Raw genomic sequence first — 12,156 nt, forward strand, 5'->3', positions numbered from 1 at the left:
CGGCTCGCGCTCAAGGCCTGCTGTGTACAACTGCCGCTAATGCACCCTTGCAGACACTAAAAAACCCGCAATAGCGGGTTTTTTAGTGTGTTGCTCAGTCGCTCTAGAAACGGAACACTTCAGAATCAATCCGTACTGGCTGAGCCATTGGGATCTTCGGCGGATCTTCCTTCTTGGGCATGGTCACCGGCGCCTTTTTAGGTGCGCGCTCGGCAATTGCCGGAATTTCGCCATCATGCGCCTTGACCGCCGAGGCGACTTGCTCGACCAGTTGCCGCATCAGCGTACTCTGGGCATGCACCTGATCAGCAATAGTGCCACTGTGGGCCTGCTCCAGGCGCACCAATCGACCATCGAGCAATTCACCATTCTTGCCCATCAAGCGCCATTGCGCTTCAAGCACGGCAGGCCGGTGCGGGCCTGAATCAAGCCGGGCAATCGACATCAGGATTTGCACCTGCGGCGTAAAGCCAGGTGCTGCAGGCGCCAGCGCCAGACGCTGGCTATTGAGCTGCGAAGACAGTTGCAGGAGCAACTGCTGGTCAATGTCAGCTGCCAGGCTACCAGCCCAACGCGCATCTCTCGAGGCGATCAAGCTGCCGTCTTCCTGGCGCTGCAGCAAGGCTTCGCGCTGCAAGTAGTCGGCAATGGATACCGGGCCCAGCAATACCGCCAGACCCTCTTTAGCGGACGGGACTTCAGCGTCGCCACTATCGAGCTGGTACAAAGGCACTGGCTGGTAACGTGCACATCCAGCCAACCCGAGTAGAGCCACCAACAGAATCGAGGGGAGTCGCATTGCAATCATCAATATCATCCAGCCAGTCACGAGACCGGTCTATATATCCATAAAATTCAAAATATGGCGGAGGTTACAACTATCCATTCTTAGCGAGTTTATAACCCCGAATAGGGCTTACCTGAAATACAAATACCAGCCCTAAGATCAGATATGCTGTGGAAGTATTTGCAATAGTAATTAGCCATTACAGCGCCCACGGCAACGCCTTGAAAATGAAACCGCCAGAAGCTTCCAGCGGTCATATCATCCTAGAAAGCTGCGCCAGACTCCAGCGCTGATCTGCCAATCAGTATTTCAGGTGTTACCGCGCTACTCAACCAATAGACTATCAACTCGCTGGAAGCCCCGTGGCAGCTTGTTACCACGCCGGCCTCGCTCACCCTTGTAATGTTCAAGGTCTTCGGCCTTGAGTGACAAAGTGCGCTTGCCTGCTTGCAACACCAGGGTCGCTCCGACTGGAAGAACAGCGAGATCTGTCAGGTATTCTTCGCGCGAAGCGACTCGGTCACCAGGGATACCAATAATCTTATTGCCCTTGCCTTTACCCAATTGCGGCAAGTCTGCCACATTGAACAACAGCAACCGACCCTCGGTTGTCACCACAGCCAGCCAATCATCTTCGCGACTGACCAAAGGCTTCGGCGGTATCACTTTCGCCCCATTGGGCAGGCTCAACAAGGCTTTACCCGCCTTGTTCTTGGCTTGCAGGTCCTCGCCTTTAACCACGAAACCATACCCCGCATCGGATGCGATCACATACAGCGCCTCATCGTCCGGCAGCATCACGCACTCAAACGTAGCGCCAGGTGGCGGCGTCAAGCGCCCGGTTAGAGGCTCACCCTGCCCGCGCGCCGAAGGCAGAGAGTGGGCGGCCAATGAATAACTGCGCCCGGTCGAGTCGATAAACACGGCAAATTGATTCGAGCGCCCAGGCGCCATGGCCTTGAAGCCATCTCCGGCCTTGTACGACAAACCGGTGGCATCCAGGTCGTGGCCTTTACCGCAACGTACCCAGCCCTTCTCGGAAATCACCACAGTGACCGGCTCGGCAGGCATGAGCTCGTTTTCAGACAACGCCTTGGCTTCGGCACGCGCAACAATCGGCGAGCGTCGATCATCGCCGTAGGTTTCAGCATCCTTGATGATTTCGTCACGCACCAGTTTTTTCAGGCGCGCCTCGCTACCGAGCAACTTGAGCAGTTTTTCACGCTCCTTGGCCAGTTCGTCTTGCTCGCCACGGATTTTCATTTCCTCAAGACGGGCCAACTGACGCAAACGCGTATCGAGGATGTAGTCAGCCTGAATATCGGTCAGGGCAAAGCGCTCGATGAGCACCGCCTTTGGCTGGTCTTCGGTCCGGATGATATGAATGACTTCATCCAGATTGAGGAACGCCACCAACAAACCTTCCAACAGGTGCAAGCGGCGCTCGACCTTGTCCAGACGGAACTGCAGGCGGCGGCGCACGGTATTGACCCGGTACTCCAGCCACTCACGCAGCATCTGGCGCAGGTTTTTCACCTGGGGCTTGCCGTCCAGGCCGATCACGTTGGTGTTGACCCGGTAACTCGACTCCAGATCAGTGGTGGCAAACAAGTGCTGCATCAGCTCTGCTGCATCAACCCGGTTTGAACGCGGGATGATCACGATACGGCAAGGGTTTTCGTGGTCGGATTCATCACGCAGGTCAGCCACCATTGGTAGTTTCTTGGCCTGCATTTGCCCGGCAATCTGCTCCAGCACTTTGGAACCCGAAACCTGATGCGGTAGCGAAGTGACGACGATATCGCCATCTTCGATCCGGTAGACCGCTCGCATGCGCACCGAGCCACGGCCGGTTTCGTAGATTTTCAGCAAATCCGCGCGCGGGGTAACGATCTCGGCTTCGGTAGGGTAATCCGGACCGGATACATGCTCGCAAAGCTGCTCGACCGTGGCATTGGGCTCGTCGATCAGGCGCACACACGCTGCCGCGACCTCCCGCAGGTTATGCGGCGGCACGTCAGTCGCCATGCCGACAGCAATGCCGGTGGTGCCATTGAGCAGCAGGTTGGGTAGACGTGCAGGCAAGGTCGCCGGCTCGTTCATGGTGCCGTCAAAGTTTGGCACCCAATCGACTGTGCCCTGCCCCAATTCGGTCAGCAGGACTTCCGAATAGCGCGACAGGCGCGCCTCGGTATAGCGCATGGCCGCAAAGGACTTTGGATCATCCGGCGCACCCCAGTTACCCTGGCCATCAACCAGGGTATAGCGGTAGCTGAACGGTTGCGCCATCAGCACCATCGCCTCGTAGCACGCCGAGTCACCGTGCGGGTGGAACTTGCCCAGCACGTCACCGACTGTACGCGCCGATTTCTTGTGCTTGGAGTCCGCATCCAGCCCCAGTTCACTCATGGCGTAGATGATGCGGCGCTGAACCGGCTTCATGCCATCACCAATGTGTGGCAATGCACGGTCCATGATTACGTACATGGAGTAATTGAGGTAAGCCTGCTCGGTAAAATCGGCAAGGGAGCGGCGTTCAACGCCGTCCAGACTCAAATCGAGAGAATCGCTCATGCGTGCCTCATTGCAAGGTTGATTGGCGCAGCAACAACGTGCCGTCGCGCTGGGTAAATTCAAGTTTCTTCAGGGCACTCATGCCCAACAATACTTCATCACCGGCCATGCCGGGAGCAATCAGAGCGGCGACATCCCGCAGCACAATATCGCCTAATTTAAGCTGTTTGAGTCGCGTTCGATGCCCGGTTGTTTGACCATTTGCGGTTCTCAACCGGACCTCGGCTCCTGCAGGCAAACCCAGTCGTTTGGCCAGATCTGCCGGGACAGCGACATCAGTGGCCCCGGTATCCAGTAAAAATTCGACGTTTTCGCCGTTGATTTGCCCATTGGCGTAATAATGCCCCTGTCGGCTGCTGGCCAGGCGAACTTCGACATAGCCGTTGGCATGTATCGATTGTGGATCGCGGTTCGGGTTGCGCTGTTTATCTTCAAGGTTGCCAAAAAAGTGTGTCGCAAGGAACATGCCCGCCCCCCACGCCAGGAACAGCATCACCCGCCCCGCGCGCTTGCCGGCTGGCTGCGAACTCACTTGCCGTGCTCCCAGCCATCTTTCGGCGCGGCAAAGCGCCATACGATTGGGCGTGATTCACCATCGGCACGAACCAGGCCACCGTTATCAACGCCCAGCCAGGCGCCCTGTTCATCAATCTGCAAGGCTTCAACCCGCCCGAAAGTACTCGGGTAGCGTCGCGCATCGGTCAACACTTGATCGGCAAATGACCAGCAACGCTCAACTTCACCATTACTCAAGGTACGCCGGCATATGCGATGGGCCTGGCGCTCAAGGGTGAAGAGCTTTTCTGCGTAATAGCTCACATCAGAAAAGTCCTTGGGTTGCGGTTTGCCGCCAAGCTTCTCGGGGGCAGGTACCTTGCCGCTCTCGCTGAGCAGTACACAGCCGCCGGTACAGCCCCAAACCGAATTTTTCTTGTGCAGCACCAACAACCCACGGCGCTGGCGTTCGGCGGCCAGCCACATGCGTTCACCTGCCGGGTCAATTGCAATACCTTCAAGCAATGCATTGAAGTGCAGCAGCATGCCACTACCCCGGGCCTGGCGCACCAGCGATTCAGGCAACCGGAGCCATTCAGGGTCGGCCGCCACAGGCAACTGCAGCACTGCCACCTTGGCTTCGCTGACCAGGTAACGGTTTCCATTGGAGTCGCAGGTCATGCCCTCGAAGTCGAGCGAGCCGCCGCGCACCAGACCTGTCGCCCAGGCACGCATGCGAATCCCCCAGGGCAAGCCTGAATCGGGTGCAGGCGGAGCGGTAAACAGTTCGGGCTCAGCCTGCCAAACGCCCTCGCCACCGCTGAGACGGTAGATGCGACCATCATCCCGGTCCGAAACCGCCCACAGGGCATCACCGCACCAGGCAAAACCCGACAGGTTGCCCGCAGACATACCATCGACCGGGTGTTCACTGACGAGCTTGAGCGACTCTTCAGGCTGAGCCATCGCCTGGGAAGCAGCCGCTACAAGTGGCGAAACAGCAAGCAACAGCAGGGCGTAAAGCGCACGCCTCAAAGCAGAACCTCAGCCAGATCACCTTTGGACCCAAGCCACGCCTTGCGATCGCTCGCGCGTTTTTTCGCCAGCAGCATGTCCATTATTTCCTGGGTCGCGGGGTAATCATCCAGCGTCAACTGCACCAGCCGTCGCGTATTCGGGTCCATGGTGGTCTCACGCAACTGCGGCGGGTTCATCTCACCCAGGCCCTTGAATCGAGTGACCTGAGGTTTGCCGCGACGCTTCTCGGCTACCAGGCGGTCCAGGATACCGTCACGCTCGGCATCATCAAGGGCGTAGAAAATCTCTTTGCCCAAGTCGATCCGGTACAACGGCGGCATTGCGACGAAGATGTGCCCGGCATCGACCAGGGCACGGAAATGCTGGACAAACAATGCACAGAGCAAGGTTGCGATGTGCAGGCCGTCGGAGTCGGCGTCGGCGAGAATGCAGATCTTGCCGTAGCGCAGTTGCGCCAGATCGCTGGAGCCGGGATCGATACCAATGGCCACAGCAATGTCGTGCACTTCTTGCGAGGCCAAAACTTCGCTGCCGTCGACTTCCCAGGTGTTAAGGATCTTGCCGCGCAACGGCATGATCGCCTGAAACTCCTTGTCGCGTGCTTGCTTGGCCGATCCGCCGGCGGAGTCACCCTCAACCAGAAACAGTTCGGAGCGCATGGGGTCCTGCCCTGCGCAATCGGCCAATTTGCCCGGCAATGCTGGCCCTTGAGTGATTTTCTTGCGCTCGACCTTCTTGCCCGCCTTGAGGCGCCGGTTTGCATTGCTGATCGCAAGCTCGGCCAACTGCTGGCCAAATTCAGGGTGCGCGTTCAGCCACAGGCTGAAGGCATCCTTGACCACACCCGAGACAAAAGCCGCAGCTTCACGCGAAGACAGGCGCTCCTTGGTCTGTCCGCTGAACTGGGCGTCCTGCATCTTCATCGACAAGACGAAAGCAATTCGCTCCCAGATATCTTCCGGAGCCAACTTGACCCCGCGCGGCAGCAAGTTGCGGAACTCGCAGAACTCACGCATGGCATCGAGCAGGCCCTGGCGCAGGCCATTGACGTGCGTACCGCCCTGGGCCGTCGGAATCAGGTTGACGTAGCTTTCCTGGACACTGTCGCCGCCCTCGGGCAACCACAACAGCGCCCAGTCGACGGCTTCCTTGTTACCCGACAAGCTGCCACAGAATGGTTCATCCGGCAGGCGTTGATACTCGCTGACGGCATCGACCAAATAGGAGCGCAAGCCATCTTCAAACAACCATTCGACACGCTCGCCACTGGCCTTGTCTTCGAAGCTGACGCTCAGGCCCGGGCACAGTACCGCCTTGGCCTTGAGCACGTGCTTGAGGCGACTGATGGAAAACTTGGGGGAATCGAAATACTTGCCATCGGGCCAGAAGTGCACGCTGGTACCGGTATTGCGCTTGCCCACGGTGCCGACGACTTCGAGTTCACTGGCCTTGAAGCCGTTTTCGAAGGTCATGCGGTATTCGCTGGCGTCGCGCTTGACCCGCACCTCGACCAGGGTCGACAAGGCGTTGACCACGGAAATACCAACTCCGTGCAAACCGCCGGAGAACTGGTAGTTCTTGTTGGAAAACTTACCGCCGGCATGGAGCTTGGTAAAAATCAGCTCGACCCCGGGCACCCCTTCATCGGGGTGGATATCAACCGGCATGCCGCGGCCGTCATCGGTGACTTCGAGGGAATTATCCTCGTGCAGGATCACCTGAATGCTGCGGGCATGCCCGGCGAGCGCCTCATCGACCGAGTTGTCGATGACTTCCTGGGCCAAGTGATTGGGGCGACTGGTATCGGTATACATGCCCGGGCGCTTACGCACCGGGTCAAGACCGGAAAGGACTTCGATGGCATCGGCGTTATAACTGGCCATAGGGTCTCTTAATCATCAGTTAATCGAGAAATTCACAAAGTCGCTGGCTGCGCTGCCGAAAGTAAAAGGCAACGACGGCCAAGCGGAATCCGAGCCATTCAAAGGCCAGAAAAATCGATATCGCTCCACAATTTGGGCGCAATACCGGCAAAAGCAAAGAGCATGGGCAAGCGCTGGGCAAACCCCTGGAAACCATGGTCGCCACCTGCTTGAATACGCAGCGCACATCCCCGGTAAAATGCCTGGGCCTGGCGATAATCCAGGGTTTAATCCGCCGTTTGCAACCATACCTGATAACGCTCGGGGTCTTTAGGCGGCGTGACCTCCAACTCAGCCAAGGCGCTGACGTGATCGGCGGTCAGGTCCCAGGTTTCATCGCTGTAAAAGTTCTTTTGCGGTCCGAGGTAACCGTCAAACAGTGTATGCGGGCGAACAGCGGGGTTAATCAGCAGCGTTTTAAAGCCATGACGCTCAGCCAGATGCGTCGCATAGTAGCCGCCCAGAGAGCTGCCGACCAGCAACGGACGACCCAAGGCTGCAATTTCGGACTCAATCTGCACAATGGCTTGGCGCGGATGATGATGCAATGCCGGAACCCGTAATTGCCCAGCCAGCCCCATGCTTGTCATCGCACGGCGCAACTGACTGGCTTTAAGCGAGTCTGGTGAACTGTTAAGTCCATGCAAATAAAGGATAGTTTCAGTCATGGAGCAGGAGGCTACTCGTTCACGGCCACAGGCTGCAAGGGCCTGGTTCATGGTGCTTGTAGCAAAATACGAAGTGCCTGGCCGAGATGGCGGTCAATAGCCCTTGACGCTGTAATCGACTTCGAAATCGATTCCGGTCACTCGCGATACGCCAGTTTCAATCCGCCCATCTGCAAACAGGCGCAGCCAGCGATAGCCTGGGGCACTGGTATCGACCTGAAACTCTTCACTACCCGGCGCAAACTGCACACAGGTCGAAGGCGAAGCCAGCAGCCGCACCGCGTTGCGCACTTGATCGAACTCTTGATGGATATGCCCCCAGAGTAGGCAGCGCACCTGCGGGAAACGCTCCACAATCGAAAACAGCGCATCGGGTTTGCGCAAGCCAATCGGGTCCATCCAGCGACTACCAATGGGAACTGGATGATGATGCATGCAGATCATATGGTGGCGCTCGGGCGCCTCGCTTAGCGCTCGCTCCAGCAACGCCAATTGGCGATCACAGAGAAAGCCTGGCACCGCCCCGGGAATTGCAGAGTCGAGCAGGATCACTCGCCAATTGCCAACATCAACCAGGGTATCGAGCAAGTTACTGCCGACACAGGCCGCCTGCATTGCTTGAATTTCATCGTGATTACCGGGAAACCAGCGCATCGGTGCACGGATAGCCGAAGTCATTTGCCGGAAACGAGTGTATGAGGCTTCACTGCCGTCTTGCGACAAGTCGCCACTGGCCAACACGAGGTCGATTTGCGGCTGCTCTTCCAGAACCCGATCGATCACGCGTTGCAAGCTTTCCTCGGTATCCATACCTAGCAGCTTGCCATTAGCCTCGGCAAAAAGATGACTATCAGATAGCTGAACCAGCAGTATCGATGAGTCGGCGGTATTAGTTTGCGCGCTCGGCAAGGCCGTCTCCTTGAGCGGAATAGTTTAATTATGGCGGCTTGCATAGCGAGGGGAAACTCGATTTGCGCGGCCTGGTTCACAGAACCTGTGCACAACTGCAGCAAAACCATCGGTTTCAGTGAACCAAACCCAGCAATCCCCCCAAACACTGCCCGCCCTATTCAACGACTTCGTCCTTGCCCAAGCCTTGCAAGTCCCGACGCAAGGCACCGGCCAGTCTGTTAAATCCAGCGTAGCAAATGATGGGAGTTGTACAGGAGCCAAGTCACCCGGGCTGCGAAAAACGGGTTGCAGGGCCTCTGAAAAGGGTGGTGAAGGTGTGAAATGCGGCCAGCAGCGCCCTCGGCTTTAGCTGTTCCGAATAGGCATTATTCAGCAGAATCGTGCACGCGCCCAGGCTACAGCTCGCTCAGTCCAATGGCTGTGGGCAGCTTTCGACGCCCTTATATTTAAGAGGTTCCCTAGATCTGCAGCTCGGCTTCGTGCCCACACGCCAGGCAATGACTTAGCCATTCACCTAGGAAGAGATTGAGCTGGGTTTTCTCATCGGGCTGGTGCATGTCGGCATTGGGGTAGGGATAGACCCCACGGAAGCCGCGTGGGCTTTTCGCTCCCACCACTTCAGCCATGCGCGCATCGTGGTACACGCGCACCTCCAGCGCCGGGACCGGCAACCAGGGCAAGCTGTGCTCCTGGCGTACGCGGATCGTCGAGGTGTATGGGCAGTTTTCCAATACATCCAGCGCCAGCACCCCCAACAGCTTCTCGCCCTGGCTGACCGCAACACGGCGAGCACTAGGCTCTTCGCGCATCGCCGGGAGCAAACGCATCAACCGCGCGTAATTAGCCTCGCAAGCCGTTTGCAGCTCGACCAGGTCAACGCGGTAACGATCACGGATCACATTTACTGCCATAACCCCCTAACCTCGGCGCGGTTAAGCGCCAGCCATTGCAAGGCAATAATGCTTGCGGCGTTATCGATTCGCCCATCTTTTACCGCATCCAATGCGTCCTCAAAAGGCCAGACATGCACCTGAATGTCTTCGCCTTCCTCGGCGAGACCAAAGACTCCGCCGACCCCTTCGCTGTCACAACGGCCAACAAACAAGTGCACACGTTCGTTGGAGCCTCCAGGTGAAGGATAGTACTGAGTGATCGGCCACAGCGCCCCCAACTTCAGCCCTGCTTCTTCCATCGCCTCGCGGTGTGCCACCGCTTCGGGCTCCTCGTCCTTGTCAATCAGCCCGGCAACCAGCTCCACCAGCCACGGGTTGTCACTCTTGTGCATGGCGCCGACCCTGAACTGCTCGATCAACACCACCCTATCGCGCTGCGGATCATAAGGCAGCACACAGACCGCATCATGGCGCAGAAAGACTTCCCGATTAAGCACCGGCCCCATTTCGCCGGAGAACTGACGATGGCGCAAATGCAGGCGATCAAGGCTGTAAAACCCGCGAAAGCAGGCTTCACGCTCAACAATTTCGACCGCATCCGGCCCCGGTTTGAAGGTATCTGGCATGGAGTCCTCACTCGGCTGTTAACCTGACTTTCACGCATCCTACCCCTGCAACTCGCGCGACGCAGCCTCTTTACATTGGCTCGGCCAACACTTTGCAGATGCACGTGCGGCTGGAATCATGCAGCATAGATGGGGTCGCCAAGGCTCGAACTCAAGCGCCTGCCTGTAGTCGAAGCCTGCAACCCTTAACAGCCTTCAGCCAAATGTTGGATTACATGTCACTGACCAAAAAGCTCGCAATCGTCGGCATCAGTCTCTTCCTTGGTGCCTGCCAAAGCATGATGACTGGCGAAAAACCCTTGGTTGCCCAGCGTGTCGCCTGGGAACACGTAACGCCAGGTTGTACCGGTGAACCTTGCCCGCTGGTCAATATCGACACACTGCGCTTTGCCCAGGAGCCGCAGCTGAACCCACTGATCGAACGCGCCCTGCTACGCATGACCACCGATGCACCGGACGCGCCGCTGCCAGCCTCACTGGAATCCTATGAAAAGGACTTCCTGGTACGCGCCGAGCCCGGCTGGAAAACCTACCTGCAGGCCAAATTGCGCGAGCAACATGACCAAATGGTGATCATCGAGCTTTCCAGCTACCTGGCGACCGGCGGCGCACATGGCATGCCGGGTCGCGGTTTCATCAACTACGACCGCGACCAGCACAAGGCCCTGACCCTTAAAGACATGCTCAAGCCGGGCACCGAAGACGCCTTTTGGCATCTGGCAGAGCAGGCCCATCAGCGCTGGTTGAAAGCCAACAAGCTCGACCAAGACCCGGAGTATGTAAAAACCTGGCCTTTTGCACGCACCGAAAACATAGCCCTGCTGAAAAAGTCAGTCTTGCTCAAGTATGACGTCTACACCCTGGCGCCGTACTCCAGCGGCCACGTGCCCTTGACCATTCCTTACTCGCAACTTGGGGCAATACTCAAGCCGGAGTACATGCCGGCTTCGCAATAGCCCTGCCAAGCACCCATTGCAACCCGCCGGCGATCACCAACGCTGGCAGGGTTGCGCCGACGTCCGGCAGCAAATTGCTCAGCATGTGATAGACCACCACCCCGCACGCCCAGGCCAGCAAGGTATCCCAGCGCAGGCCGACCTTGGGCGCTAGAGCGGCCTGGCGACTGCGCAAGATGAAGTGATCGACCAGCACCACGCCAAACACCGGCGCAAACACCGAGCCGATCAGCAGCAAGAAGTTCTGGTACTCAGCCAAGGGCGCCAACAAGGCGATCAAGGTGCACAAGGCACCTATTGCCAGCGCCAGGTGCTCGACTTTGAACCTGAGCAAGATACCGCCAGACACTGCCGCCGAGTGGATGGCGGGAAAGGCGTTTTCTGACTCATCGAGCAGAATCAGCAATAGCGGAATCCCAAGCCCTGCGCCTGCCAATGCCAGCAACAGCGCATTGGCCTCACCGCTCGGTGCGAAGGCCAGGGTGTAAGCCACGCCGAGGCTCATCAGCCAGAAATTACCCAGGAAGAACCCCGCTGCGGTACCGCCGAAAACGTTGCGCGCACGCTTGCCAAACCGGGAATAGTCGGCAATCAGTGGCAGCCAGGACAACGGCATGGCGATGGCAATGTCAAAGCCCAGGGCAAATGGCATGGAACCGTCACCCGCACGCGCCCACAGCACAGACAGATCGGTCTTGTCGAATAGGTTCCAGGTCAGCCACACGCAAGCGCCCAGCAATAACCAAATCCCCCACTTGCGCAAAATACGCCGGACAAAGGTCAAGGGGCCGGTTACCGCGAGCAAGGTGGCTATTGCCCCAAAAAACAGGGTCCACAACGCGGCATTTGTCAGCACACTGCCTTCACCAAAGGCACGGGCCGAGAGCAGGCTGGCCGCATCGCGCATGACAATAATTTCAAACGCACCCCAACCGACCAGTTGCAGGATATTCAGCAAGGCAGGCACCACAGCGCCTTTAGCGCCCAGGCTGAGCTTTAACGCAGCCATGGCTGACAGGCCGGTATCGACACCTATTACCGCCACGGCACCCAGCAGCAAAACCCCCACTGCAGTGCCACAGGCGATTGCCAGCATTGCCTCTGCCATGCCCAGGCCCGGCGCCAGCAACGCACCGAGCTGCAGCACCATCAAGCCGATGCCAAGCGAGAACCAGAGTGAAAACAAATCGCGCGCGCCAAAAACCCGCTGATCGGCAGGTACCGCGTGATGTGGTGAATAAGTACTAGGAGTGTTCACACGCAAGACTCTCTAAAATTGGTATTG

General features: G+C 57.8%; 10 protein-coding genes and 1 pseudogene. 1 reads left to right on the forward strand and 10 read right to left on the reverse strand.

What is annotated here, in order from left to right; translation table 11 throughout:
• Positions 1–103 precede the first annotated feature (103 nt).
• The 9 genes and pseudogenes from PSES9_RS0115400 to PSES9_RS0115440 all read right to left on the reverse strand — a co-directional run bounded on the left by PSES9_RS0115400 (position 104) and on the right by PSES9_RS0115440 (position 9,915).
• Positions 104–808 (reverse strand): PqiC family protein, encoded by a 705-nt coding sequence (locus tag PSES9_RS0115400; RefSeq protein WP_010488420.1) that lies wholly within the window; start codon positions 806–808, stop codon positions 104–106.
• A gap of 303 nt (positions 809–1,111) precedes the next feature.
• Positions 1,112–3,361: a DNA topoisomerase IV subunit A gene (parC, locus tag PSES9_RS0115405; RefSeq protein ID WP_010488422.1), complete on the reverse strand. Its 2,250-nt coding sequence runs from the start codon at positions 3,359–3,361 to the stop codon at positions 1,112–1,114.
• A gap of 7 nt (positions 3,362–3,368) precedes the next feature.
• The gene (locus PSES9_RS0115410) at positions 3,369–3,893 is read right to left on the reverse strand and encodes a retropepsin-like aspartic protease family protein (protein ID WP_010488423.1); all 525 of its coding nucleotides are present in this window, start codon (positions 3,891–3,893) and stop codon (positions 3,369–3,371) included.
• Positions 3,890–4,891, reverse strand: coding sequence for a hypothetical protein (locus tag PSES9_RS0115415; protein ID WP_010488424.1), 1,002 nt, complete (start codon positions 4,889–4,891; stop codon positions 3,890–3,892). The genes PSES9_RS0115410 and PSES9_RS0115415 overlap by 4 nt, the downstream gene beginning before the upstream one ends.
• Positions 4,888–6,777 carry a DNA topoisomerase IV subunit B gene (gene parE / locus PSES9_RS0115420; protein WP_010488425.1) on the reverse strand — a complete coding sequence of 630 codons (1,890 nt, stop codon included), beginning with the start codon at positions 6,775–6,777 and terminating at the stop codon, positions 4,888–4,890. The genes PSES9_RS0115415 and parE overlap by 4 nt, the downstream gene beginning before the upstream one ends.
• Before the next feature lie 98 nt (positions 6,778–6,875).
• Positions 6,876–7,484: pseudogene (locus PSES9_RS23745) on the reverse strand (YqiA/YcfP family alpha/beta fold hydrolase).
• 93 nt (positions 7,485–7,577) lie between these two features.
• Positions 7,578–8,393, reverse strand: a complete 816-nt coding sequence (cpdA, locus tag PSES9_RS0115430; protein ID WP_010488427.1) for a 3',5'-cyclic-AMP phosphodiesterase — start codon at positions 8,391–8,393, stop codon at positions 7,578–7,580.
• Positions 8,394–8,854: 461 nt separating this feature from the next.
• Positions 8,855–9,307, reverse strand: coding sequence for a DUF1249 domain-containing protein (locus PSES9_RS0115435; protein ID WP_010488428.1), 453 nt, complete (start codon positions 9,305–9,307; stop codon positions 8,855–8,857).
• A complete protein-coding gene (locus tag PSES9_RS0115440) occupies positions 9,298–9,915 on the reverse strand; it encodes an NUDIX domain-containing protein (protein ID WP_010488429.1) in 618 nt (205 codons plus the stop codon). The genes PSES9_RS0115435 and PSES9_RS0115440 overlap by 10 nt, the downstream gene beginning before the upstream one ends.
• 215 nt (positions 9,916–10,130) lie before the next feature.
• Here PSES9_RS0115440 and PSES9_RS0115445 point away from each other — a divergent pair, with 215 nt between their 5' ends.
• On the forward strand, positions 10,131–10,871 hold the full coding sequence (locus PSES9_RS0115445) for an RsiV family protein (protein ID WP_029529587.1): 741 nt from the start codon (positions 10,131–10,133) through the stop codon (positions 10,869–10,871).
• On the opposite strand, the gene cytX is transcribed toward PSES9_RS0115445, so the two are convergent.
• Positions 10,840–12,129 carry a putative hydroxymethylpyrimidine transporter CytX gene (cytX, locus tag PSES9_RS0115450; protein ID WP_010488431.1) on the reverse strand — a complete coding sequence of 430 codons (1,290 nt, stop codon included), beginning with the start codon at positions 12,127–12,129 and terminating at the stop codon, positions 10,840–10,842. The genes PSES9_RS0115445 and cytX overlap by 32 nt on opposite strands.
• Positions 12,130–12,156 lie beyond the last annotated feature (27 nt).

The sequence above is a fragment of the Pseudomonas sp. S9 genome (assembly GCF_000222125.1).
GTDB classification, from domain to species: domain Bacteria; phylum Pseudomonadota; class Gammaproteobacteria; order Pseudomonadales; family Pseudomonadaceae; genus Aquipseudomonas; species Aquipseudomonas segetis.